The sequence below is a fragment of the Enterobacter sp. BIDMC 29 genome (assembly GCF_019378755.1).
Taxonomy (GTDB): Bacteria; Pseudomonadota; Gammaproteobacteria; order Enterobacterales; family Enterobacteriaceae; genus Enterobacter; species Enterobacter ludwigii.
In genome coordinates this window covers 263,159-288,491 of record NZ_CP080000.1, presented here as the reverse complement: position 1 = coordinate 288,491, position 25,333 = coordinate 263,159, and the positions used below count along the sequence as shown (strand labels likewise).

General features: G+C 55.3%; 24 protein-coding genes. 7 read left to right on the top strand and 17 right to left on the bottom strand.

From position 1 onward, the window contains the following. Nucleotides 1-43 precede the first annotated feature (43 nt). From JTA15_RS01330 to JTA15_RS01320, 3 genes are all read right to left on the bottom strand, one after another. Nucleotides 44-721 carry a DUF1963 domain-containing protein gene (locus JTA15_RS01330; protein WP_113656485.1) on the bottom strand — a complete coding sequence of 226 codons (678 nt, stop codon included), beginning with the start codon at nt 719-721 and terminating at the stop codon, nt 44-46. A 247-nt stretch (nt 722-968) separates the two neighbouring features. Then, complete coding sequence (gene leuE, locus JTA15_RS01325; protein WP_014168997.1) at nt 969-1,613, bottom strand: leucine efflux protein LeuE; 645 nt, start codon at nt 1,611-1,613, stop codon at nt 969-971. Nucleotides 1,614-1,819: 206 nt separating this feature from the next. Further along, a complete protein-coding gene (locus tag JTA15_RS01320; protein ID WP_047955183.1) occupies nt 1,820-2,305 on the bottom strand; it encodes an N-acetyltransferase in 486 nt (161 codons plus the stop codon). 321 nt (nt 2,306-2,626) lie between these two features. Between JTA15_RS01320 and JTA15_RS01315 the strand changes: the two genes are divergently transcribed. Continuing rightward, the gene (locus tag JTA15_RS01315) at nt 2,627-2,938 is read left to right on the top strand and encodes a hypothetical protein (protein WP_032681491.1); all 312 of its coding nucleotides are present in this window, start codon (nt 2,627-2,629) and stop codon (nt 2,936-2,938) included. Between the two features lie 167 nt (nt 2,939-3,105). Here JTA15_RS01315 and JTA15_RS01310 read toward each other — a convergent pair whose 3' ends face one another. From JTA15_RS01310 to JTA15_RS01295, 4 genes are all read right to left on the bottom strand, one after another. Next, the gene (locus JTA15_RS01310; RefSeq protein WP_183516662.1) at nt 3,106-3,849 is read right to left on the bottom strand and encodes an SDR family oxidoreductase; all 744 of its coding nucleotides are present in this window, start codon (nt 3,847-3,849) and stop codon (nt 3,106-3,108) included. A 171-nt stretch (nt 3,850-4,020) separates the two neighbouring features. Further along, entirely contained in the window at nt 4,021-4,503 is a 483-nt protein-coding gene (locus JTA15_RS01305) for a glutathione peroxidase (protein ID WP_032677599.1), read from the bottom strand. Between the two features lie 117 nt (nt 4,504-4,620). After that, the gene (locus tag JTA15_RS01300) at nt 4,621-4,920 is read right to left on the bottom strand and encodes an AzlD family protein (RefSeq protein WP_219372768.1); all 300 of its coding nucleotides are present in this window, start codon (nt 4,918-4,920) and stop codon (nt 4,621-4,623) included. Then, nucleotides 4,913-5,668 carry an AzlC family ABC transporter permease gene (locus JTA15_RS01295; RefSeq protein ID WP_219372767.1) on the bottom strand — a complete coding sequence of 252 codons (756 nt, stop codon included), beginning with the start codon at nt 5,666-5,668 and terminating at the stop codon, nt 4,913-4,915. Before JTA15_RS01295 ends, JTA15_RS01300 begins: the two co-directional genes overlap by 8 nt. Before the next feature lie 102 nt (nt 5,669-5,770). Between JTA15_RS01295 and JTA15_RS01290 the strand changes: the two genes are divergently transcribed. Both JTA15_RS01290 and JTA15_RS01285 read left to right on the top strand, forming a co-directional pair. Beyond that, the gene (locus JTA15_RS01290) at nt 5,771-7,150 is read left to right on the top strand and encodes a PLP-dependent aminotransferase family protein (RefSeq protein ID WP_020885096.1); all 1,380 of its coding nucleotides are present in this window, start codon (nt 5,771-5,773) and stop codon (nt 7,148-7,150) included. 330 nt (nt 7,151-7,480) lie between these two features. Then, entirely contained in the window at nt 7,481-7,957 is a 477-nt protein-coding gene (locus tag JTA15_RS01285) for an Rrf2 family transcriptional regulator (RefSeq protein ID WP_020885097.1), read from the top strand. 69 nt (nt 7,958-8,026) lie between these two features. Here the strand turns inward: JTA15_RS01285 and oqxB are convergent, their stop codons facing one another. Beyond that, complete coding sequence (oqxB, locus tag JTA15_RS01280) at nt 8,027-11,179, bottom strand: multidrug efflux RND transporter permease subunit OqxB (RefSeq protein ID WP_020885098.1); 3,153 nt, start codon at nt 11,177-11,179, stop codon at nt 8,027-8,029. A gap of 23 nt (nt 11,180-11,202) precedes the next feature. Beyond that, nucleotides 11,203-12,378, bottom strand: a complete 1,176-nt coding sequence (locus JTA15_RS01275) for an efflux RND transporter periplasmic adaptor subunit (RefSeq protein WP_014168988.1) — start codon at nt 12,376-12,378, stop codon at nt 11,203-11,205. 332 nt (nt 12,379-12,710) lie between these two features. On the opposite strand from JTA15_RS01275, the gene JTA15_RS01270 reads away from it, so the two are divergent. Beyond that, nucleotides 12,711-13,061 (top strand): helix-turn-helix domain-containing protein, encoded by a 351-nt coding sequence (locus tag JTA15_RS01270; RefSeq protein WP_032679651.1) that lies wholly within the window; start codon nt 12,711-12,713, stop codon nt 13,059-13,061. A gap of 73 nt (nt 13,062-13,134) precedes the next feature. On the opposite strand, the gene JTA15_RS01265 is transcribed toward JTA15_RS01270, so the two are convergent. Continuing rightward, nucleotides 13,135-13,968 carry an oxidoreductase gene (locus JTA15_RS01265; RefSeq protein WP_219372765.1) on the bottom strand — a complete coding sequence of 278 codons (834 nt, stop codon included), beginning with the start codon at nt 13,966-13,968 and terminating at the stop codon, nt 13,135-13,137. Between the two features lie 103 nt (nt 13,969-14,071). Here JTA15_RS01265 and JTA15_RS01260 point away from each other — a divergent pair, with 103 nt between their 5' ends. After that, nucleotides 14,072-14,992, top strand: a complete 921-nt coding sequence (locus tag JTA15_RS01260; RefSeq protein ID WP_219372764.1) for an AraC family transcriptional regulator — start codon at nt 14,072-14,074, stop codon at nt 14,990-14,992. 70 nt (nt 14,993-15,062) lie between these two features. On the opposite strand, the gene JTA15_RS01255 is transcribed toward JTA15_RS01260, so the two are convergent. The 5 genes from JTA15_RS01255 to JTA15_RS01235 form a co-directional block, all read right to left on the bottom strand. After that, a complete protein-coding gene (locus JTA15_RS01255; RefSeq protein WP_020885102.1) occupies nt 15,063-15,458 on the bottom strand; it encodes a YidB family protein in 396 nt (131 codons plus the stop codon). Between the two features lie 44 nt (nt 15,459-15,502). After that, nucleotides 15,503-15,952, bottom strand: coding sequence for a peptidoglycan-binding protein LysM (lysM, locus tag JTA15_RS01250; RefSeq protein WP_020885103.1), 450 nt, complete (start codon nt 15,950-15,952; stop codon nt 15,503-15,505). Nucleotides 15,953-16,157: 205 nt separating this feature from the next. Further along, entirely contained in the window at nt 16,158-17,021 is an 864-nt protein-coding gene (locus JTA15_RS01245; RefSeq protein WP_063156314.1) for an HlyD family secretion protein, read from the bottom strand. Beyond that, complete coding sequence (locus JTA15_RS01240; protein ID WP_020885123.1) at nt 17,018-17,233, bottom strand: DUF1656 domain-containing protein; 216 nt, start codon at nt 17,231-17,233, stop codon at nt 17,018-17,020. Before JTA15_RS01240 ends, JTA15_RS01245 begins: the two co-directional genes overlap by 4 nt. Further along, nucleotides 17,223-19,220, bottom strand: a complete 1,998-nt coding sequence (locus JTA15_RS01235; RefSeq protein WP_219372763.1) for an FUSC family protein — start codon at nt 19,218-19,220, stop codon at nt 17,223-17,225. The genes JTA15_RS01240 and JTA15_RS01235 overlap by 11 nt, the downstream gene beginning before the upstream one ends. 76 nt (nt 19,221-19,296) lie before the next feature. On the opposite strand from JTA15_RS01235, the gene JTA15_RS01230 reads away from it, so the two are divergent. Continuing rightward, nucleotides 19,297-20,091 carry a helix-turn-helix domain-containing protein gene (locus JTA15_RS01230; RefSeq protein ID WP_014168979.1) on the top strand — a complete coding sequence of 265 codons (795 nt, stop codon included), beginning with the start codon at nt 19,297-19,299 and terminating at the stop codon, nt 20,089-20,091. Here the strand turns inward: JTA15_RS01230 and JTA15_RS01225 are convergent. Beyond that, complete coding sequence (locus JTA15_RS01225) at nt 20,088-20,978, bottom strand: oxidoreductase (protein ID WP_181216360.1); 891 nt, start codon at nt 20,976-20,978, stop codon at nt 20,088-20,090. The two genes, JTA15_RS01230 and JTA15_RS01225, sit on opposite strands and share 4 nt — an antisense overlap. Nucleotides 20,979-21,121: 143 nt before the next feature. On the opposite strand from JTA15_RS01225, the gene JTA15_RS01220 reads away from it, so the two are divergent. Next, on the top strand, nt 21,122-22,243 hold the full coding sequence (locus tag JTA15_RS01220) for a YbdK family carboxylate-amine ligase (RefSeq protein ID WP_219372762.1): 1,122 nt from the start codon (nt 21,122-21,124) through the stop codon (nt 22,241-22,243). Here JTA15_RS01220 and JTA15_RS01215 read toward each other — a convergent pair. Continuing rightward, nucleotides 22,194-25,328, bottom strand: coding sequence for an efflux RND transporter permease subunit (locus JTA15_RS01215; RefSeq protein WP_219372761.1), 3,135 nt, complete (start codon nt 25,326-25,328; stop codon nt 22,194-22,196). The two genes, JTA15_RS01220 and JTA15_RS01215, sit on opposite strands and share 50 nt — an antisense overlap. Nucleotides 25,329-25,333: the final 5 nt, after the last annotated feature.

The following is a 25,333-nucleotide window of genomic DNA, read 5'->3' as shown; positions in this document are numbered from 1 at the left end:
GGAGCAGAAGGTCCGCTRYGAGCGATGAGAGGACGTTGAGTTTCTAGTAAAACTGACATGAAAACGTCCAAAGCCCCTCTGGGGATTTGTGAAAGTAGCCGATACCATTGTCCGCCCACATCCAGTTTACTTTTTCTTCTGACCCCACTTGAAAGACAAAATCTTGAATCCCCACACCATGTTGTATCTCCATTGGATATCCTCCAACCTTGGTTCCCCTGTACCGGTTAAAACCATCATAGAATCTATCACTTGCATCCTCATCATCGTTTACGTGAGACAAGTCAATAATATCCCAAGCGTCCTCCCATCCTGGAGCATCATCATTGACACTCACCCACCGAACCGGAAATGCTCGATATGGAGTGTTAATTGCAGGCAATAACTCAAGCCCATCAAGGGTGGCGTATTCTCGTATTAGCCACCCCTCGCCATGAGGTTTATCAAATGGATGGCTTTCCATATTATGATAAAGCACTAAGAGCGCGATCCCCTTCAGTTGTTCAGGAATCACGGGAAGCTCATCTACGCGAATCTGGAGAAGCGGAAACATCGGCTGCCCCTTCCAAACTGGCAACCCTTCACCTGGAAGAGCGACTCCTTTTAAAAACCAGGATGTAATTGGGTCTGCTGTAGGGCGGAAACCACCGACTTGTGCCACAGATGCAGTACGTAATTTGGATCTGAGTTCTTCTAAAACTAACGCACTCTTGGATTTCATAATTGCATCCTTGCGTATGCCCATACTCTTGGATTCTGAAATAGAGAAGTTTTTATTATATATCGTAATTATTACACAACAGACCTAAATATTTCTGTGCTTCCTCTTCAGAATAGTAACGGAGGTCCGCTTCTGGCACAGAGCGGGCGAACTCACCGAGCATAAAGTCCGCTGTGAGCGAAGAGCGGCCGTCCCATCCAGCGTAAGAACGTAAAAAAAACCGCCGTGAGGCGGTTTAGCTGTCTTGTCAGGAAGTTGCGCTTGCGAGTCGCGCTGCAAATCCAATGAAGAACATACCTACCAGCGCGTTTCCAATGGTTGATAACCTACGGTTGCCTTTCAGACGGCTGAGCAGATAAGAGCCGCAGAAAACGAGGAAACCGAAATAAACGAGAGTAATTGCGAACATTACTGCAGCAAGAATGATAAACGCCATCCAGGAGTGTTCAGCCTGAACATTGATGAACTGGGCGAAGAAAGAGATATAGAACAGCAGCGTCTTTGGATTCAGTAGAGTAACCAGCATTCCGCGCCCGATGATCTCCTTAGCATCAGCTGAAGATTTATTTTCCTGACTCGTTTCGAGAGCTGGCTTAAAGATAGCGCGTATCGTCTGGACACCGAGATAGAAAAGATAGGCAGCACCTGCGTATTTGATGGCGTTAAACAAGGCAGGAGTTGAGCTTATAACCGCGGCCAGCCCACACCATGCCAGCAGAACCAGAAGTACGTCACTCATGAGAATGGAAAATATTGCAGCAAAGCCTCGTTTGATGCCGCTCGTAATGCTTGTTTTAATCACGAACATGGTCTCAGGGCCGGGGGCAAGGACTATCAGTGTCGCACCAAGTAGATACGTCCAGAAATTCACGATACCAAAATCAGCAAACATTTTTACTCCAGCTCTATCGTTTTCAACGAGGCTATTCTAACGTAACCGGTCATAATGAAAACACATCATGGCTACTTTCAATTCAGCCTACGTCCGCTGCTGGCATAAAACGGCCAAACTAACGGAGCAGAAGGTCCGCTATGAATGAGAAGCGGACCTTCCATAATGATATGGTTTTCAACGGGGAGTATCTTTGCCTGAATGCTTCAGTTGGCACGACGGGCAAGCTTATCTATTGATGGGCCTGAAATCCGATGATAGTTAACGCTCCTGATAATCTGAGCACCGAGAGACTCATAAAACGTCTGCGCCAGTGGGTCTGCTGTCACAGATAACCAGTCGAGCTGAAAGCACCCGCGTTCTATAGCACGACTGGCTATAAAACTCATCAGCCCTCTCCCAATTCCAGCCCTTCTGAAAGGTGCAGAGACAAAAAGCTCTTTGATAAACATTTGCCCACTAAATCGCGGAGAGGGGTACATCACTGATACACATGAGAACGCAGCGATAACTCCATCACAAACCACTTTGTGAACTTCGGTACCGGAGTCGGCTGCAAAGATCTTATCCCTCAGATACACGGACATGTCACGCCTGGACAGGCAAAGCGTCTGGTTATAGTAGGTTTCCATTTCGATAAAAATATCAGCCAAATCATCATATTCGTCTGGTCTGCAGATGGAGATGTTCATGTATGGCCCTTGAGCAAAATATAATGATTTATCATAGCGTAAGGAAAACCGAAGTGAGGGAGCTATCTCAACAAAGAGCGCTGCAGCGCTTCCCTCCTCAGAGCACTAATGTTTGCCGCTAGCGGTACACAGCGGCTGGATGCAACTGTGAGCGAAAAACGGAAGTGACCTAAATTTATCGTGGTCATGAGATTCAGTCTGAAGCAAGGTGAAGAATGTCCGATAAATCGAAGTGCGAGATAGCGTTCTTCGTTAATCACACCATGAGGTGCTTTCTGATGATATGGTTATACCCTCACCATCCCTAAAGAGAGAACACTAATGATTGTAAGGACCTGGCATGGATGTGTTCCGCTTGAACATGCGGAAGGTTTTGCAAAACACCTTGAAAAAACAGGGGTAGAGCATTCCAGGAGCATATCGGGGAACAAAGGCGCGTTCGTTCGCAGAGAAACGCAGGGAAGTTGGGAGCATTTCTTTCTGGCAACTTACTGGCAGGATCTGCAGTCAGTGAAGGCATTTGCTGGAGAAAACTATCATGTGGCGGTCACTTACCCGGATGATGATGAATTTAAGCTACTTTCTGACCCTTACGTTTTCCAGCATGTTGTTGAGGCAATTTCACCGCTTTAATGTCATCTTCCGGGTATCCTGTCGCTATCCCTGAATTGTCRYWATCCCTGAATTGTCATAACCCCCATATTGACTCAACGCATCCACTTAGGGCACAGAGCAGCCTGTTTCATCTGGTATCAACATGCTGCTCTGTGCGAAGACTGTTCTGTTTAACATCACCCGATTTAGACCCTATCACTCAGGTCTTCGCGGGTTGGACCTTGAAAGTAGAGGCTACTTATATGGCAACTACGCGGTTGAACCAACACAAAACGAATCGCTTCCCAGACCGATCGCCCGTTCAAGAGCCGCTCTCCCATTCTGCATTGGCTATCGACACTCGAATCTAACCCTGTAAGTTCGAAATCAGGAGGGTACAGTCCGGTAACCCGTATATTTTCTTTGGACAATTGCTGTGCGAGTTTTGTTGTAAATCCGCTGAGCCCATGTTTGCTGGCGAAAAAAGCGGGGTGCGCAATTGAATCCGTGAAATTCGGGATCCCGCAGGAAGAGATAATTGAGACGATATCAGCACTGTCTGAACGTCTTAATCCAGGCAGCAGAGCCTGCGTCAGAAGAATCGACGCTGTCAGGCCGGAACTGACGGTATTAATAATGTCGGTATCAGGCTGGTCGTCTAACGTTCCTGACAACCATTGGGCAGCATTGAGAATTAAAATATCTATGGGCTTGTCTGAAGTTAATAGCTGTGAAGAAAACGCAGAAAGGGATTCAGCCCGGGTTAAATCACAGATATACCCTTTTGCCATACCGCCTTCAGCAGTGATAAGACTGCAGGTTTGTTGAATATCATCAGCCCGCCGCGCGCAAAATTCTACCTCAACGCCTTCCCGCGCCAGCCATACGCACAGCGCCTGACCAAATCCCCTGCCCCCACCCGTAATAACCGCTCTTTTGCCTCTCAGCATCTCCATACGTCCTTTCATTAATGGGTATGTTTACGGAGATATAGCATGAGGAGAGGGAGTGACATCTTTCCGTGAGTGCTATTTTAGATGCGGACATGGCGTCTGCGATGCGCGATAAACGCCCCCTGCAATGAATACCCTCCTGTGTTCAGGCCATCATGATCACAATACTTAGCGTTCAAGCGCAGTAAGGATTGCGGCTTCCATTTTCTCGGGGGTGGTGATCGGCGCAAAACGCTTGAGCGGTTTACCGTCGCGTCCGATCAGAAACTTGGTGAAGTTCCACTTGATTCGCCCCCCCAGCACGCCGGGCAATTCGTTTTTCAGATAGCGAAACACCGGATGCGCTGCGGCTCCGTTGACCTCGATTTTCTCAAATATCGGGAAGCTCACACCGTAATGAATGTGACAGGTCCTGGCGATGTCGTCGGCATCGCCGGGCTCCTGTTTACCGAACTGGTTGCAGGGGAACCCAAGCACCACCAGCCCCTGAGCGGCGTATTTCTTATAAAGCGCCTCAAGGCCGCCGTATTGTGGCGTGAAGCCACATTGGCTGGCGGTATTCACGACCAACACCACCTTGCCAGCGAAGTCGAGCATAGCGACAGGCTGTCCATCCAGACGGGTGGCTGTCAGTTGATAAAACGTGGTCATAGCGGGATCCTCAACGCAGAACCTGTTCGACGCCAACATTACCACGTCGCGCACAGCGGCGGGGAATGAAACGTGGGAAGTCGGTTCTGTTTCTGGTTGCGCGGCAGGTCTGGAAACTTACCCTAAATAATAGCGAAGTATAAAGGCAAACATCACGCCGGAGATCACCGTCACAGGCATTGAAAAGCGCATTGCAACAACCAACGTTAACCCTAACGCGATAAGATCTGCAGGATTTCCGGAGGCAAAAAAAGGCGCAATGAAACCCAGCATGACACAACCGGGAGACGATTTAAGTACCGTCATCGCCCTGGGCGTAAGCACCCGGTTTCGTAATATAAGATAAGCGGTCACACGCGTTGCATACGTGGTGAGTGCCATTAATACGATGGCGATGAAGGTCTGATAATCAGGCATCCTCTCCCCCTAAAAATGCGGCAACGGCTAATCCTGCTAAAGGGCCAGCAATGACGTACCACAGGCCGGCAATAAAATGACATACCGCAACGGAGACGACCAGACTGATTATCCAGGGCACGGCTTTACGAATGCCATTCCACATGCCTCTGACCAGCACAAGAAAGACCGCCGGAAAGGCCATATCAAAACCATACTGGTGAACATCGCCCAGCACCGGGCCAATTAACGCACCGAGTGCGGTACAGAAAACCCACATCGTATAGAAAGATAAAGAGACCGCCATATAATACGGCATGCTGAACAGCGGCGGCGTTTTGTTATTTCTGGAATGCGCGTCATTATAACTGAGTGCCCAACTCTCATCCGTCATAAAAAAAAGCGCAGGTAAGACCTTTCGTTTTGGAAAACGAGAAAGTAAGGGAACCAGCGTCGCCCCCATTAAAATATGACGACTGTTTACCAGTAATGTCACGGCCATAATAAGTAAAAAAGGTGGCGGCGACGTCCAGATTTGTATGGCGGCAAATTCAGACCCGCCGGCAAAATTTAATCCTGTCATCAAGGGAACGTCGAGAGGCGTGAGCCCCTTATGGCTTGCCTGCGCACCCAACACCAGCGCAAACGGGATCACGCCCAGTAATACGGGTAACCCATCTTTCAGGCCACGAAGGATTTCTTTTTTCTTCGTTTCACTCTTATCCAGTAATGGTCTGGCAGAACTGACATCCACACGTTGTTCACTCATGCGCTTCGCTCATTTCGTCTATTTCAAATACTGGCGCCAGAATAAAAGATGTGACACTATCAGTAAATATAAATAGTGTCACATTACACTTATGGTAATCTCATGCGCGAACGTTCTCCGTGGCAACCCCATCTTGCAGAAGGCAATTCATCCCCTACCGATCGGCTGGTCCAGGCGTTGTCAGACGATATTCTTTCAGGCCTGCTGAGGCTCGGCGCGCGCCTTCCGGCACATCGTGAACTGGCAGATACGCTCGGTATCGCGGTGGGTACTGTAACGAAAGCCTATGGGATCCTGGAGAGACGGGGTCTGGTTCGAAGCGTTAAGGGCAGCGGAATGTTTGTCGCGCTGGCCAATTCCAGAAGCCGAACCTTTATCGACCTGTCGCAAAACACCCCGCCGGCAGCACTGACCTCCCGGTCACTGAGTAAGACACTCACCACCCTCGCCCGGCGTCCTGACATGGATATGTTTAACACTTACGCCCCGGCAACGGGCCATGATGAACACCGGCGGCTTCTTGCGCAGTGGTTCAGTCGTCTGGGTGTCCCGGCCGATTACCAGCATCTCATCTTAACGAACGGTGCTCAGCATGCGCTCTCTGTAGCGTTGTCTACGGTCTGTGAACCTTTTGGCCGACTGTACGTTGAGGCTCAAACCTATTCAGGGCTGATTCAGCTGTCGCATTTACTGAAGCTCACATTAGTGGGGATCCCGATGGATGACGAAGGCATGGATGTCTCTGTTCTGGAAAAGATCCTCGATGAAAATGCGGAAAAAGGCGGTGCTGTCTATGTCACGCCGCTCTTACAAAGTCCGTCCACACGCATTATGAGCCTGGCCCGCCGTCAGGAACTGGTTCGGGTTTGTCGGGAAAGGGGCATAAAGATTATTGAGGATGATGTTTATCGGCTGATGAGCACGACAGAATTGCCACAGATTGCCAAAATAGCCCCCGATATCACCTTATATGTGAATAGTTTATCTAAGATCCTTAATCCAGCATTGCGGATTGGCGGGCTGCTGGTACCGGAGGCGCTGTATTCACGAGCAGAATCCATGCTGAGGGCAACGGCGATGATGGTCTCTCCGCTAAGCAGTTCCATCATGGAGCAATGGCTGATTGATGGCACAGCAGAAACCGTCACCCTCGCAATTGAACACGAAACCCGGCGTCGTTACCAACTCGCTATCGACATTTTAGGAGAGCACGTTTATCGCTCGGGGCTTCCCAGCTTTCATCTCTGGTTACCGTTTTCACGCGATGACGCGCACTCTTTCTACAATGCAGCGCTGGCGACAGGCATCAAAGTGACAGCACCGGCCTCAACTGAAGTGGGTCAACAGTCGGATCAGTACGGCGTCAGGTTGTGTATTGGCGGAACGGAGTTCAGCCAGTTAAAGCAAGCACTCTTGAAACTCAACGAGATTGCCGGGCAACTCAAACAGAAACCAGACCCGTTCCCGCTTTTTAATGTATGAATGACAGGATAGATCTGACTCCTGTTTCTTCTGACGAGGGTAATGTCATTCCCTTTATGTGCTCAAAAAATCAGCGGCGATTCGATCAGCATTTTTTCATAATATTTTTATCAGTCGCCATGATGAAATAGACGATGCTTATACAATCGGTAAAGCGTATGGATGGGTCTTATGTTGCCATTCGACGCGAAGCGTAAACGCTTTTTTACGGGCCAGGCCAGGCGTTGTCTGCTTCAAAAAAATTGCCGTATTTGTTATATTGTTACTTATTGATTATTCACCTCTGCGGTGCCAAAAAGAACAAGATTCACCGCAACCCAGGACAATGAAATGTTAGATTACCGCTTCCCGACAGCTTTGCAGATGGTTCTCAGCGTAGCGATGGCGGAGCAATCGGGTGAACGTTCGACGAGTGCGATTCTGGCCTACGGACTGGAAGCAAATCCGAGCTTTATCCGCAAGTTGATGGTTCCGCTTACGCGTGACGGCATTATCGTCTCAACCCTTGGCCGTAACGGTTCTATTCATCTTGGTCGTCCGGCGGATAAGATCACCCTGCGTGATATCTATGTTTCTGTCATAGAAGATAAAAAGCTGTGGGCGTCGCGTCCTGACGTACCGGCTCGCTGCGTCGTCAGCGCCAACGCGTGCTGGTACTTCAAATCTATCGCCGATGAAGCGGAGCAGGCTTCGTTAGAGGTTCTGGCTCAACATACCGTGGCCAGCGCGCTGGAAAAAGTCAAAAAAGCCGATACCAGCGGGTGCGATCCGGTGCCTGAAATTGAAGGCCTGCATAAAAAAGCGTAGCCATGCCCTTACTGATACGAAAAAAAACCGCCTTAACGAGAAGGCGGTTTTTTTGTGCCCTGTAAAAACCTAGGCAGGTAAAACGTCGTTGACCGGCTTGCCGCGCGTAACGAATTTACGCAGCGTCACGTAAAACACCGGCGTCAGGAACAGACCAAACAGCGTCACGCCCAGCATCCCGGAGAACACCGTGATCCCGGTGACACCGCGCACTTCTGCGCCTGCGCCGTGACCGAGGATCAGCGGAATCGTCCCGGCAATAAAGGCGATGGAGGTCATCACAATCGGGCGTAAACGCAGGCGGCACGCTTCCAGCGCTGCTTCCATAATCCCTTTCCCCTGAAGCTCCAGCTCGCGCGCAAACTCAACGATAAGAATCGCGTTTTTACATGCCAGCCCCATGAGTACCACCAGCCCCACCTGCACGAAGACGTTGTTATCGCCCCCGGTCAGCCAGACACCAAACAGCGCGGACAGCATCGTCATCGGAACGATCAGGATCACCGCGAGCGGCAAGGTCCAGCTTTCATACAGTGCGGCCAGCACCAGGAAAGCCAGCAGCACCGCAACCGGGAAGACGATCAGCGCCGTGTTGCCCTGAGTGGCCTGCTGGAAGCTCAGGTCCGTCCATTCAATATTCATCCCGTTCGGCAGGATCTGCTTAGACATTCCGTCCAGTTGCGTCATCGCCTGTGCCGAAGAGAGAATGCGCGGATCGGCATCGCCAATCAGATCCGCCGCCGGATAACCGTTATAACGGATCACCGGATCCGGCCCGTAGGTGGTGCTGATATTCACCATACTGCCGATTGGCACCATTTCGCCCTGATTATTACGGGTGCGCAAATTCGCAATGTCTTCCACGCTGTCGCGGAACGGCCCGTCGGCCTGCGCCATCACGCGCCAGGTACGCCCGAACTGGTTAAAATCGTTCACATAAGACGATCCCAGATAGGTTTGCAGCGTACCGAACAGATCGGTCAGCGACACGCCCTGCGCTTTCGCCTTATCTCGATCAACCTGCACATCCAGCTGCGGAACGTTAGCCTGGTAGGTTGAGATCGGGAAATGCATCCCCGGCGTCTGCATAATCGCACCGGACATGGTGTTCACCGCGTTTTGCAGCGCACCATAGCCCAGACCACCGCGATCCTGGATGTACAGCGAATAGCCCGACCCCTGCCCCAGCCCTAAAATCGGCGGTGGCAAAATGGAGAAACCAAAGCCCTGCTGAATTTGAGCGATTTTGGCATTGATCTCAGCGTTAATTTCCGCCGCCGTATGTTTACGCTGATCGAAAGGTTTCAGACCAAAGAAGACCGTCCCGGTATTCGGCGTGTTGGTGAACTGTAGCGCGTTAAGCCCAGGAAAAGCGACCGCATAATCCACGCCTTCGGTATTCATCCCGATTTCGCTCATTTTGCGGATCACCGCATCGGTGCGGGCCAGTGAAGAACCTTCCGGCATTTTCACGCCGCCAATTAAATACAGCTTATCCTGGGTAGGTATAAACCCGCCGGGGACCGCTTTAAACATGACGCCAGCCGCGCACAACAGCAGCACATAAACAACAAACACCGCGCCACGGCGTCCGAGCGTTTTCCCCACCAGCCCCTGATAACCGTTTGAGCTACGGTGGAAAAAGCGGTTAAACGGACGGAACAGCCAGCCGAACAGACGATCGATAAGCCGGGTCGGGAAGTCTTTCGGGGCACCGTGCGGTTTTAACAGCAGCGCTGCCAGTGCCGGCGAGAGCGTCAGCGAGTTGATGGCGGAAATCACCGTCGAAATCGCGATAGTCACCGCAAACTGTTTGTAGAACTGGCCGGTTACCCCGGAGAGGAACGCCATCGGTACAAACACCGCGCACAGCACCAGCGCAATCGCAATAATCGGCCCGGAAACTTCACGCATCGCCTGATGCGCCGCCTGAAGCGGAGAAAGCCCCTCTTCGATATTTCGCTCGACGTTTTCCACCACCACGATGGCGTCATCCACGACGATACCGATAGCCAGCACCAGCCCGAACAAACTCAGGGTATTCAGTGAGAAGCCAAGCAGGTAGAGAATGCTGAACGTCCCCACAACCGATACCGGCACCGCGATCAGCGGAATAATCGACGCGCGCCAGGTCTGCAGGAACAGGATCACCACCAGTACTACCAGCACCACCGCTTCCAGCAAGGTCTGTACAACCGCGCGAATGGAATCGCGAACGAAAACCGTCGGGTCGTACGGTGCTGCCCATTTCATATCTTCCGGGAAACGCGTGGCCAGTTCGTTCATTTTCGCGCGCACGGCGTTAGACAAATCGATGGCGTTCGCACCCGGGGACTGGAAGATACCAATCCCGACCGCGTCTTTGTTGTTGAGCTGGGAACGCAGCGCATAGCTGCCAGAGCCCATTTCAATACGCGCCACGTCGCGCAGGCGTACCAGCGAGCCGTCTTGCGCCGTTTTCAGAATAATATTGCCAAACTCTTCTTCCGTGTGCAGACGCCCCTGGGCGTTAATGGAGATCAGGAAATCGCTCTCTTTCGGCAGCGGCTCGGCGCCAAGCTGCCCGGCGGAAACCTGAACGTTTTGCTCCTGCATCGCCGTCACGACATCCGAGGCCGTCAACCCGCGGGCTGCCACCTTGTCGGGATCCAGCCAGATGCGCATCGCGTATTCGCCAGAGCCAAAAATCTGAATCTGACCCACGCCCGGCAGACGCGCCAGTTCGTCCTTCACTTTAAGCGTGGCGTAGTTACGCATATACAGTGAATCGTACTTGCCGCCCGGCGAAAACAGATGCACTACCAGCGTCAGCGTCGGTGATTGTTTCTGGGTGGTAATACCCAGACGTCGTACATCTTCCGGCAGACGCGCCTCGGCCTGTGACACGCGGTTTTGCACCTGAACCTGCGCCTGATCCGGGTCGGTACCCGGGCGGAACGTCACGGTGGTTACCAGTACGCCGTCAGAGCCTGCAACGGATTTCATGTACATCATGTTTTCAACGCCGTTGATGGCTTCTTCCAGCGGCGTCGCCACGGTTTCTGCAATCACTTTCGGGTTGGCACCCGGATACTCCGCGCGCACCTGCACGCTTGGCGGTACGACGTCAGGATATTCGCTCACCGGCAACAGCGGGATAGCGATTAATCCTGTGATGAAAATCAGAATCGACAGTACTGCAGCGAAAATCGGCCTGTCGATAAAAAAGCGGGAAAAGTCCATATGTCGGATTCTCGGGTAAGGGATCAGTTAAGCGCGGCGCTGGCGGTCATCGGAACGGTTTTCGCGTTAACCGGCATACCCGGCATAAACACTTTTTGTAAACCGTCGACGATGACTTTATCGCCAGGGTTCAGCCCCTGCTGCACGATACGTAAACCGGCGGCCAGACGCCCCGGCGTGATATCGCGGCGCTGCGCTTTACCTTCTTTATCAACGATATAAACGTATTTGCGATCCTGATCGGTCAGCACCGCTTTATCGTCGACAAGCGTGGCTTTGAATTCAGCGCTGCCCGGCAGGCGTACGCGGGCAAACAGTCCTGGCGTGAACTGACGCTGCGCATTATCCAGTAGCGCGCGCATACGGATGGTGCCGGTGCTCGGCGTTAACTGATTATCAAGAAAATCCACCTTGCCCTGATGGGGATAACCCTCCTCCCCCACCAGACCAATCTCAACCGGGAGCGCCAGGTGATTACTGGACGCACCCTGCCCGCTGCGGGCGAGATTTTGATAGTGGAGGTAGGTTGCCTCATCCACGTCAAAGTAGACGTAAACCGTTTTCAGGGAGACCAGCGTGGTGAGGACGCTGGCACTGTCACCCGCAGTGACCAGATTACCGCTGGTGATCAGCGCGCGGCTGGCGCGGCCATCAATAGGCGCGGTCACTTTGGTGAAATCGAGGTTAAGTTGTGCCGCGTCAACTGCTGCCTGCGCGGCGCGAATGTCGGCCTGCGCCTGAGCGGCGGCCGAACGGCGCTGCTCCCACTCTTCACGGGAGACGACGTTGGTATTGACGAGTTTATCGGTACGGTTAGCCTCACTGCGCGCCAGGCTGGCCTGCGTTTTGGCTCTCGTTAAGGTGGCCTGCGCCTGTTCCAGCGCAGCGCGATAGGTTCTGTCATCGATAGTGAACAGCACCTCGCCCTTTTTCACTTCCTGGCCGTCGGTGTAATTCACTTTATCAATGTAGCCGGAGACGCGGGGGCGCAGCTGAACGCTTTCCACCGCTTCAATCCGGCCGTTAAAGCTATCCCACTGACTGATGGATTTCACTACCACGTCAGCGGCGCTCACAGCGGGCGCTTGTGGGACGGCATTTTGTGCCACGCCGTCATCGCATCCGACAAGCAGCATGGAGAGGAACATCGCTCCCAGCGCCGTCAGATGAACGTTAACCCAGGGTTTTTGCAGGCTCATTATTTTTATTCCGGTAATGGTAGCCGCCGGGCAAGACGCTGCGGGAGACGCGGCGCCACTTCCTTTGTCCGGACTGGCTTGAGACTATTTGTGTCGTTCATCGCCACAAAACTGTAACAGTTGCGAATACACTATCGCGGCGATTGTAGGAAGGCGTCAGATTTAGTGCAAGAATAATTAATACACTTTATGTGCTATTTGGCTCAGGGACAAAAGGCGCGTTTTCGGCAAGGAATTAAATGCAACAATAAAACTTGCATTTAATGTCAGAGCGAGTCATCTTTAAATGCAACAGACAAAAATGCTTTTTAAAACGCGGCGTGGGGGAAACCATGAACACTGACGCATTTATTCATGATCTACTCGACTGGATCGACAACAACCTTGAAAGCCGCCTGGACATTAACACCGTTTCCAGGCGCGCCGGCTACTCGAAATGGCATCTCCAGCGGATCTTCAAGGAACATACCGGGTATCCGCTGGCCGAGTATATTCGTGCACAAAAGCTGCAAAAATCGGTCGAGCGCTTAACCCACAGCGATGAACCGATCCTGAACGTGGCGATCGCGCTGGGCTTTGACTCCCAGCAGTCCTTCAACCGCAGCTTTAAGCGTCAGTATGGCCAGGCCCCCGGGGCATGGCGTCGCAATACCGTCTGCCCTGAACGCCAGCAATCAACATAGTGTCGCGGCTTTCGCCGCGACCGGTACTGGCCGGTGGCAAACCGGCCTGTAATCATGTTCCCGTGTTCACCGCTCAGCCGTCCGTTGAACGTGTTAACGCTTCCCAGCGATCGATTTCCTCACCTAAACACGCAAGCTTTTCCCGCACTAAACTCAAAGCATCACTACCAAGCAATAAATGCGTCGGCGGGTTCTGGCTCTCAATGATAGCCAGCATGGCGCGCGCCGCTTTTACGGGGTCGCCGAGTTGCTGACCACTTTTTTCCTGACGAGCCTGGCGGACAGGATCGAATAACGCGTCATAGTCCGGGATGCTGCGCGCGCTGCGTACCATCGAGCGTCCTGCCCAGTCGGTGCGAAACGAGCCCGGTGCCACCGCAGTGACATGTATGTTGAACGGAGCAAGCTCTTTGCTTAGCGTATCTGATATGCCTTCGAGCGCAAATTTACTGCCGCAGTAATAGCTGATGCCGGGCAGAGTGATGAAACCGCCCATCGAGGTGATATTAAGAATATGGCCGTGACGACGCTGGCGCATGCCCGGCAGCACGGCTTTGATCATCGCGACGGCGCCAAACACATTCACCTCAAACTGGCGGCGCATGTCTGCGAGCGAGGACTCTTCCAGTATGCCTTCGTGACCGTAACCGGCATTGTTCACAAGGACATCAATCGGGCCGACGGCAGACACACTCAGCGTAACCACTTCATCAATGTGCGCATAGTCCGTGACATCAAGCAGGCAGCCGAATGCCCGCTGCGTATCGAGTGCCTCGAATGCCTGCTTTGCTTCGGGGGTGCGCACGGTCCCCACGACCCGATGGCCTGCGGTGAGGGCTTCCTCCGCCAGAGCACGACCAAAGCCGCTGCTAACGCCGGTGATTAAGATTGTTTTTGCAGATGCCATAAATTACTCCCATGAACAGTGAAGGTTGCATGGTATTCTCTGATTTGCCGTATTTTTAGGCCGTATTTTCTCTTTTTATTGCCTGATTTTATGAGGTGCAGTGATGTCCGGGATGATTACCTTAGTAAAAGCACTGGCGGTGCAGGAGGGGTACAACCTGACGGCGTTACCTGATGTGCGAATTTTGCGTGCCGACCGCCCGCTTGCGCGAACGCCCGTGCTTTACGATCCGGGGATTGTGATTGTCTGCCAGGGCAGCAAACGCGGTTTTTTCGGTCAGCAGACCTATCTGTATGATGAACAGCACTATCTGGCCGTGTCGATTCCGGTGCCGTTTGTGATGGAAACCGACGCGTCGGCAGAACACCCCTTACTGGCGATATATCTGCATCTGGATTTTCAACTTGCCGCTGAACTGATGTTGCAAATTGAGCAGCATCACGCCCCTCATCCTCCCGCTGCGCCACAAAGCATGATGTCGAGCCCGATGGACGACGCGGTAAAAATGGCCGTGCTGCGCCTGCTTGAAGTACTGAACAATCCGCTTGAGGCGGCGATCCTCGGCCCGGCGCGGGTGCGAGAGCTCTATTTCCGCGTCCTGACGGGCGCCCAGGGCAAGGCCATGCGCGCCGCGCTGGCCTTACAGGGGCAGTTCGGCAAAATTGGCAAAGTACTGCAGCACATCCATGCCGCCTACGCTGAGCCGTTAACGCTTAATCAACTGGCGATGGAGGCCGGAATGAGTGTGCCGACGTTTCACACCCATTTCAAAGCGATAACCGGTATGCCGCCGATGCAGTATGTGAAATCGGTGCGCCTGCACCAGGCAAGGATGTTGATGGTGCGTCAGCATATTACCGCCGCCGCCGCGAGCTACGCCGTCGGTTATGAAAGTCCGTCGCAGTTCAATCGTGAATTCAAGCGGCTGTTTGGTTTGCCACCCGCAGAGGAAATAAAACGCATGCAGCGTAATTTCGCCGTTCCGCCTGTGCAGCAGGCGTCGATATTTGTCTCTTCCCATTAAGCCTGATACTACATACCAGGCCTGAATACAGGCCTGGTATGTACACGGCGTCATGACGCTGCGGATTACACTAACTCAGGAACTTACCTTTGAGCAGATTAAGTCCCGCAGACATCAGGTCGCCCTGAGCCGGGGCTTCGCCCTGTGGTGAAAGGCCATCGACGATTTTAGGCAGGTATTCAGCAATCAGCGTCGACGCGGTTTGAGAATCCACGCCCAGTTTTGCGCCGAGATCCTGCAGCGCTGGCGATCCAAACACCGATGTGATCTGTTCGCTGTTCACCGACTGATTACTCTGCTGGCTAAGCCACGACTCGACAACGCCGCCCAGGCCGCCATTGCGGAATTTTTCGAGGATCCCCTGAATGCCGCCCTGCTGCTCAATCCAGGTCATGATCGCCTGGAGTTGCTCCGTCTTACCGCCCTGCCCGCCGGCCAGGCTGCCGATTTGATCTAATAATCCCATCACAGACTCCCTACAAACATCGCTAACACGTCCTGATTGACGGCTTACTTAGCCGGGATAATCAGTACCTGACCCGGGTAGATTTTGTCGGGATGCGTCAGCATCGGTTTATTGGCTTCAAAAATACGCTGATACTCATTGGCAGAGCCATACATCGCTTTTGAGATGGCGCTCAGGGTATCGCCGGATTTCACCGTGTAATAGCGGCTTTCCACCCCGCTTTGGGTGACGGTCACGCTATCATTGACCTGACCAATCCCGGTGACGTTACCTACCGCCACCAGAATTTTTTCTTTATCTTCCTGGGAGCCCACGTCGCCGGTCACCGTCGCCGTACCGTCGTCCGCGACATTAATGTTGACCTTTTCGGCACCAGGCAGGTTAAGACTATCAATATGTTTTTTCAGCTTGTCGGCCTGATCTTCCTTGCTACCGCCGGATACGGCATCCCAGATTTTCTCGCCCGCTTCTTTCACAAAACTTAATAATCCCATCTTCCTCACCTCCATAACTGTTTCATGGTGAACATTTTCATTGGTTCCCGTTGCAGGATGTACGATGCGGTGTCTCCGCTCTGGCTGAAAAATCCGGAAACAGCACAACCTGCCACATGAAGTATATCCAATCAGCGTCAGGGTGCAGGATATTTGCCCTGGTATCGCCGTTATGCCGCAATATAAACAGGGACTCCCGTCGCCCTCAACGCACCACCTCCACGCTCGCCGACAACCCGGCTACCAGCTCAACCCCCTTCGGCAATGCATCAATATGTATGCGCACCGGGACGCGCTGCGCCAGCCGCACCCAGCTAAACGTCGGCTCGACGTCGGGAAGCCCAAGCCCGCCCGTCTCATCGTTGTTATCACCGATCCCATGGCCGATGCTCTCGACATGTCCGGCAATCACCGGTTCATAACCCATCAACACGATATGCGCCGTGTCCCCAACGCGAATATGGCGAAGTTTGGTCTCCTCGAAATACCCCACCACCCAGAAACTGTGCGCATCGACGATGGCGACCTTAGTCTCCCCCGCGGTGGCATAGTCCCCCGGGCGAAGCCGCAGATGGGTGATATAACCCGAGACGGGAGCCCGTACGGTGGCGTGGGACAAATTAAGCTCGGCCAGCTCCAGCGCGGCCAGCGCACCGTGATAATTCGCCACCGCGACGTTCGCGGCGCTGCCCGTTTGCTGTAAATCCTCGCTGGATATCGCGGCTTTAATCTGTGCACGTCGTCTGGCGGCATCCTGTCGCATCACCATCTCATGCCGTCTGGATTCCACCTCAGCCTGCGCGCTGGCCACCGCCAGCGTGAGCCAGTGCGGGTCGATAGCGTAGAGCACATCGCCCCGGTTAACCCACTGGTTATCCCGGACGGCCACGCGGATTACCGGCCCGGATACGTCCGGCGCAATCTGTACCACATCCGCCCGTACCCGGCCGTCGCGGGTCCAGGGCGTTTGCGCATAATGTTTCCACATCATAAAAGCCAGAAGCGTGGCCGCCGCGACGGCACATAACGTCAGCGCATAGCGACCGACCAGAGAAAGTAATGATTTCATCTAAATAACCCCAGCGCGGTCAGGCCCTGCATCAGCAGGAAAAAGGTGACCAGATAAGTTGAAACGTCCAGCAGCGGGCGAAAAGGCAAACGACGGTAGAGCCTGCTGAGCGATAAAAGCGCGATGAGTGCCAGCGTGCAGGCCAGCGCCGCGAGCGCGGTGACAAGCAGTCCCGGGATAAAAACGCCCCCAATATTCAGATCATTGACCATCGTCTGCCCTCCGTAATGCGCAATGTAAATCCACCAGATGGCCGACAAACTGGCGCGTTTGTGCATCTGCGGCAGGCAAACAGAGGCGGATGTGGTCGGCGATGTGTTCACGCAAGGCGTCGGTGTCGTTCAGGTGATACAGGCGCGCGCTAATCTCCCTGCTCGCGGGCATACCGCAGCGGCGTAAATGCATCACCGAAAGGCCGATGCGCAGCGCGCGCAGCAGCGGGTTAAGCACCTGCTCTGAGGCACGTCCGCTGCGCTGCAGGCGCGGCAGTAACAGGGCAGCGCGGTCAATCATCAGATTGGTCCAGTGCGTCTCATCCAGCAGAAGCGTGCCCTTCACGCTGCGACGAATATCGCGCTGGCACAGCGTGTGCAGACGTGCGATGGCCGCGTCGGCCTGCACGGTTTGCAGCAGGCTCATGCTGATAACAGCAAAGCCGGTTGCGGCAAACAGCGCAATGGCGGAATTGGCCGCCGTGGCAAAGTCTCCGCTGTAGTGGGCACCCAGCTCGCACAATACCGGCAGCGTCAGGGTGATCCCCATTGCCATAAACGTGGTAGGAGGACGTGCCTGAAGCGACCCGGCCAGCAGATATACCGGCGCCAGCACGGCCACCAGCACGGGGAAATCGCCCACCTGCGGAAGCAGCGCAAAGCTGTACAGCAGGCTAATCAATACGCCCCAGAACGAGCCAATAATGTATTTCACTATGTGCGGAGCCGGGGTGTCGAAACTGCCAAACAGCGTGCAGCAGACCCCAAGGATAGAGACCGCCGTGCTGCCATCGGACCACGCAGAGAAGATCCAGACCAGGCAGCCGCTCAGGATGATGGCGAACGCGCCCAGCGCGGTGCGGGCGGCAGTAAGAGGATCGCGATGAAAAACATACCCTTTAACTGCCCTGCCCGCCGTCAGTCCGTGGGCGGGCTTCGCATGGTGGATGGCATCAGAAAGACGTTCGCACTGCTGCAACAGCGTAATGGCCTGCGTCAGATAACGGACAAAACTGGCCAGCAGCGCGTCGTTCATCGTTCGGGCCTCTGCAGCGTAGCGCTCTGCGAGCTGCTCACTGCGTGCCATTAACGCATCTGCCGTGCTGTGGCGTGCAGCATCTTCATCCCCCAGCCAGGCCTGAACGTCGTCGAGCAATACCTGCAACCCGGCAGGCACCGTCGCCGGTAAGCGATCGCGTAATTCACAGTTAACGATGACCAGCCGCGCCAGTCGGTCATGGATAGCCTTTCTGCCCTGCCGCACCGGAGCAGACAGGGCAAAATCATACGGAATATGGTGGCTTATACCCTGCAGAAACTGCAGCGCCAGCGCCAGATGCAGCGGGTCTGAAACCGCGACGGGTTTGCCTGCGAGGGTGTCAGCCACCCGCTCACGCGCGGCGTGCAGGGTTTGCGATAACTTACTGTTGAACAGGCCGGAGATACGCGCGGGTAACACATAGCGATGTATCAGCGCCGCGCAGAAGATCCCAATGACAATCTCCTGCACACGGATAATGGCGATATTAAAAATCCCGCCGGGGTCGGATACCGCAGGAAAACCAATCAGGCTCGCAGTGTACCCGGCCAGCACAAAGGCATACGCCCGCGGGGTGCGCTCCAGCAGAGATAAATAGAGGCAGAACGTGATCCAGCCCGACAGCATCACGCTGCAGAGGATCGGCATATTGACGAAGACAGGTACGATCGCAACGGTGGCGCAGGCCCCCACAACGGTGCCGGCCAGACGATAGAGACTTCTGCTCAGCGAGGCCCCTACCGACGTCTGCGACACGATATAGACGGTAATAATGGCCCACGATGGACGTTCGAGGCCTATCGACAGCGCAATGTAGTAAGCGAGCATCGCCGCTGCAAAACTTCTCGCGGAATAGAGCAACGCACTGGCATCGTTACGCAGCACGGGAGATAAGCGCTCACGCATGGCGCGCCACGAATGAAAATGAAAAGCGTTTAATATGTTCATGCCAGAATTATTACTGGCTTGCGAACCCGCTTAAATACTCTACTCTGTCAAAAAATACCTAAATGTTGCCAGAAACGTGAAACCTCAACTTGCCAATACGCTCTTCGACCCTGACGCCACCGCATGCCCGGCCGTAGCCCGACATCTGGATTTCGTGGAGTACGCCGCGGAAGTGCCGGTGCACACCCACCGTAAGGGGCAGCTGATTATTGCTTTGTATGGCGCGGTGATTTGTCATGCGGAAAATGATATCTGGATCGTGCCGCCAGACTGTGCCGTCTGGATCCCTGGCGGGATCGCACACAGCGCCAAAGCGACCTGGAATGCTCATCTCAACTATCTGTTTATTGAGCCCGGTGCCGCCGCGCTGCCGGAGAAATGCTGCACGCTGGCCATTTCCCCGTTGATCAAAGCGCTGGTTGACCGTTTGACGCATGAACGCGTTGATTATCCGTCAGAGAGCCATGCCGCACGGCTGACCAGAGTGACGCTTGATGAGCTCGCCAGCATGCCGCAGCAGAAGCTGAGCCTGCCCGTTTCAGCCCATCCCAAAATACGCGCCATGGCCGACGCGCTGGTCAGCCATCCTGACGACAGAAGCACCCTGAAAGCGTGGGCGAAACGGCTGGCGCTGAGCGAGCGCTCCTTTGCACGTTTGATGGCGCGCGAGACCGGGCTGAGCTTTGGCCGCTGGCGTCAGCAGCTACAGTTGATTATTGCTCTGCAGGAGCTGGCAAGCGGTGTCCCGGTCCAGAACGTGGCGACAACGCTTGGGTATGAATCCGTGAATGCGTTTATCACCATGTTCAGGAAAGCCATGGGCACCACGCCCGCGCACTATTTTGCCGAACGAAAAGTCAGCGGCCGTTAACCCGGCCCTTCGCTGCCTGCAGCAAGCAGGGGAACCAGCACATCGCTAATCGGAACGGGAATACCGTGAGCACGACCATAGCGCTGGATCACGCCGTTGCGGATATCCCACTCCATGGGACGGTTGGCCTGACGATCGGCGAGGATAGACGTGCCCAAATCGGCAGGTGCGCGCTGGAAATTCGCCAGGATCTCCTGCGCAACGTCATCGTGCAGCACCGCGCCTTCTGCTCGGGCCACGGCAAGCCCCTCGCGCAAATACGCCAGCGCCAGCTCGCTGATATCCTCACGGGAGAACATCCCGGCACGACGATTCGCAAGCACCATCAGGCCTGCAACCGCATTTTGCAGCAGCTTGCGCCATGCGACGGTAAGAAAATCTGCCGACAAGTCTACCGCGCAGCGCGTGCCGTTCAGCGCATCAGCCACTCGTTTTGCCTGCGGCACATCCGGCAGCGTCAACCGCGGACTGGCGCGCAGCCAGACGGAGGCATCCGGCTCACGCTGCGCCGGGAACCAGACCACCGACGGCAGTACCGTCGCGCCATTGACCCACGGTGCCAGCTGCGCCTTTTGCTCGACGCCGTTTTGCAGCGCGCAAACCACCGTGTTTTCATCGCACAGCGCGTTCAGCCATCCCGCGCTGTCGGCGTTCTGGGTCGTTTTCACTGCGATAAAAACCAGATCGTACGGACGATCGATGACCGTCGGATCGGTTAATACCGGACCGGGTACCACGATTTCACCCTCATCGTGCCGCAAACGTAATTGCGGATGTGCGGTACGTCCGCACAGTTGCGGCGTGCGGCCTGTCTCATGCAGCACCGCAGCGATAGTGGTTCCGATTGCACCGGGTCCAATCAGCGCAATGGTTGGATAGTCAGACATTGTTAACTCCCCTGGTCGCTAAAGCCCTAATCAGTGTGCCGTGGCGTTCAGCATAGCCGCCACACGTCCCTTTATACCACCGCCTGAAGTGGGAGCCATACCCGTTGTCTATACTCATGTCATCTACGACAACGGAGTGCACCATGCCATTACCCGATTTCCATTCCTCTGAACCTTATACCCTTGGTATTGAACTTGAACTGCAGGTGGTTAACCCGCCGGGGTACGATCTGAGCCAGGACTCCTCCGCCCTTATCGCTGCCGTCAAAGACGACATCAAAGGCGGGGAGGTGAAGCACGATATCACCGAGAGCATGCTCGAAATCGCCACCGGCGTGTGTCAGAACATTGATCAGGCCGCCGCACAAATCTCGGTGATGCAGCAAAGTATTCTGCGCGCCGCTGCGGAGCAGCATATTCAGATCTGCGGCGGTGGGACGCACCCTTTCCAGAAGTGGCAGCGTCAGGAGGTGTGCGATGACGAGCGCTATAACGTCACGCTCGAACGGTTTGGCTATATGATTTTGCAGGCGACGGTATTCGGCCAGCACGTGCATATCGGGTGTCGGACCGGCGACGACGCTATTTATCTGCTGCATGGTTTGTCGCGCTTTGTCCCCCACTTTATTGCTCTGGCGGCGTCCTCACCCTATATGCAGGGTACGGACACAAAGTTCGCCTCGTCGCGACTCAATATCTTCTCGGGATTTCCGGATAATGGACAGATGCCGTGGGTGAACAACTGGCAGGAGTTCGAAGGGCTGTTTCGTCGTCTGAGCGCCACCAGCATGATCGACAGCATTAAAGATTTGCACTGGGATATTCGCCCCAGCCCGCATTTTGGCACGGTCGAGGTGCGGGTGATGGATACACCGCTGACGCTCGGCCACGCGATCAACATCGCCGGGTTGATTCAGGCGACGTCTCACTGGCTGCTGACCACGCGGCCCTATAAGCATCAGGAAAAGGATTTTCTGCTGTACCGCTTTAACCGTTTTCAGGCGTGTCGTTATGGGTTAGAGGGCATTCTGACAGACGTGCAGACTGGTGAGCACAAAACCGTGGCGGAAGATATTGGGTGGCTGCTGGAGCAGGTTGCGCCGTCGGCCGAGAAGCTCGGCGCGACGAGCGCAATTGAGGAAATAGCCCTGATGTTAAAACAGGGCAAGAGCGAGGCGCAGCGCATGCGCGATTTTATCGCAGACGGCGGTTCGCTTATTTCTCTGGTTCAGAAACATTGCGAGCTGTGGGCGACGAGTCCGTAAGGCGATGCCCCCACTCACGCAGGCGCTGGAACAGCACAAACAGCGCCGGGATAAACAGAATGCCGACCACGGTGGCCACCAGCATCCCGCTGAACACCGTGGTGCCAATGATGCGGCGGCTCTGCGCCCCTGCCCCGGACGCCAGCATCATCGGCAGCACACCGATAATAAATGACACCGCCGTCATCATCACCGCCCGGAAGCGGCGTGAGGCGCCTTCACGGGCCGCATCGACAATCGCCATCCCCTCATGACGCCGTGCGCGGGCAAACTCGACGATCAGGATCGCGTTCTTGGCCGCCAGCGCGATTAACAGCACCAGGCCAATCTGCACATACACATCGTTGGCGTATCCCGCGATCCACAGCCACACCAGCGCGCCCCCGATGGCGAACAGGACTGAGAGCATCACGCTCGCGGGCAGCGTCCAGCTCTCATACTGCGCGACAAGGAACAGCCACGCCATAACCACTGCGGCCAGGACAATCCAGATGGCCTGATTTCCGGTCTGCTGCTCCTGATAAGACATCCCGCTCCAGGCATAGTCGTACCCGGCAGGCAGGTTTTCCGCCAGAAGCTCGCTCATCACGGCCATCGCCGTGCTGCTGCTCACGCCGTCTGCCGCCGACCCGCTCACTGACACCGACGGGAACTGGTTGTACTGCTGCAGGAACGGTGCGCCAACGGTCGGGGTAATCGTGACAAGATTACTCAGACGCACCCGCTCACCGTTATTGCTACGCACGAACAATTCGCTGATTTGCCCGGCACGCTCGCGCCACTGCATTTCGTTCTGTACCACCACGTGGTAGACGCGGTTGTTAACGCTAAAATCCCCGGCACGCGTGCCGCCAAAGGCGGTTTGCAGGCTGCTGAAGATGCGCGAGACCGGCACGTCGAGGCGGGCAGCGCGCTCGCGATCAACGGTCAGCGTCAGCTGTGGCACGTTGCTGCTCCAGGTGGTAAACACCCGGTTAAGCTGCGGATGCTGGTTAGCTTTTATCAGAACGTTGCGGGTAACGCGTTCCAGCTCCGCCGGGCTTTGCCCCGCCTGGGCCTGAATACGCAGGTCGAAGCCGGAGGCGTTGCCCAACCCCGGCAACGTCGGCGGGGCGAAGGTCATGATGGTCGCTTCCGGCAGCGCCAGCAGCTGACGCTGCAGCGTTCCCATCACCTCATCAAGCGGCGGACGCTCACTCCATGTCTTCAGCATGATGGAGATAAACCCGCCGTTAGACGCGCTGGTACCGTTGAGAATGTTAAAACCGGAGACCTGAATCACATCCTCGACCGCAGGGTGTCTGGCGATAAGCTCCCGCGCGGTGGTCATCACCGCTTCGGTACGCTCCAGCGACGCCGCTTCCGGCAGTTGCACGCTGGCGAAGAAGTAGCCCTGATCTTCCTGCGGCAGGAAGCCCTTTGGCATCGACATAAAGCTGAACACCACCACGCCCGCCGCACCGGCCGTTGCCAGCAGCACCAGCCACGGACGGAGGTTAATGCAGTTAACGATGCGGGTATAAACGGTGCGCGTGGTATCCAGTCCGCGGTTGAAAACGCGGTAAACCGCGGCTGGCTTCTTCGGGCGCGGGCGCAGCAACAGTGCACAGAGCGCTGGCGTCAGGGTCAGCGCCACCAGGCTTGAGAGCGTGACGGCGGTGGAGAGCGTGACCGCGAACTGGCGATACAACTCCCCCACGATCCCCGGCAGCAGCGCCACCGGCACAAACACCGCCAGCAGCACCAGGGTGGTGGCAATCACCGGCCCGGCAATCTGGCGCAGCGCCTGTGCGGTAGCCGCCGTGCGGCTTTGCCCTTCCGCCATCAGCGTTTCAACGCTCTCCACCACCACAATGGCGTCATCCACCACCATGGTAAGCGCCAGAATAATGGCGAACAGACTGAGCGTGTTGGCCGAATAACCGAGGGTATAGAGCACCGCAAAGGTGCCGACCAGCGACACTGGAATGGCGAGCGCCACAATCAGCGTCGCACGCCAGCTCTGCAGAAATAAGGAAACCACCACCACGACGGCGAGCAGGGTCAGCGCCAGCGAGACGCCAATCTCCTTGATGGTCGCGGCGACAAAGGTGGTGGTATCGAATTTTACTTCATAGGTCAGATCGTCCGGGAAGCGTGCAGAGAGTCGCGCCAGCTCCGCGCGAACCGCATCGGCTACGCGCAGGGCGTTGGCGGACGGCGTAGGGTAGATGCCAAGATAGGCCGAGTCATGCCCGTTCAGCTGGGCGCCGGAGCTGTAGCTGCGCGACCCCAGTTCAATCGTGGCGACATCTTTCAGGCGCACCAGCTGGCCCATCTCCCCCGCACGGATAATGATGTCCGCAAAGTCCTCAGCCTGATTTAAACGCCCCAGGCCGTTAATCGTCAGGGTTTGCTGCTGGCCGTTAAACACCGGCGGCGTTCCGACCTGGCCTGCCGCCCCCTGGACGTTCTGCTCGCGTAACGCCTGAGCCACGTCATCGGTGGTCACGTTCAGGGCGTTCATGCGATCCGGACGCAGCCAGATACGCATGCTGTAGTCGCGCGCGCCAAACATCTGCACCTGCCCGACGCCCGGCAAACGCGCCAGCGCTTCACGCACCTGCGTGCTGGCGTAGTTACTGACGAAAAGCGGCGTGTGGCTATTGTCCGGTGAGTAAAGGCTTACCCCCATCATCAGATTGGTGGCGCGTTTACGCACCTGCACGCCGTTTTGCTGCGCCTCGGTGGGCAATTGCGCCACAGCCTGCGCCACGCGGTTTTGCACGTCGATGGCGGCCAGATCCGGATCGGTCCCTGCCGCAAATGTGATGTTCAGGCTGTAGGCACCTTCATCCGAACTGGTGGATTCCATATAGAGCATGTGATCCACGCCGTTAAGCTGAGTCTCCAGCGGCGTGGCAATGGCTTCCGCCACGTCAGCCGAACTGGCACCGGGCCAGCTGGCGGAGACATTCACCACCGGTGGGGTGATCTGCGGGTACTGCTCCACCGGGATAATCTTCAGCGCGATGGCACCCAGCAGGGTTATCACCAGCGCAATCACCATCGCGAAGCGCGGGCGTTTGATGAAAAACGTCAGCATGATGG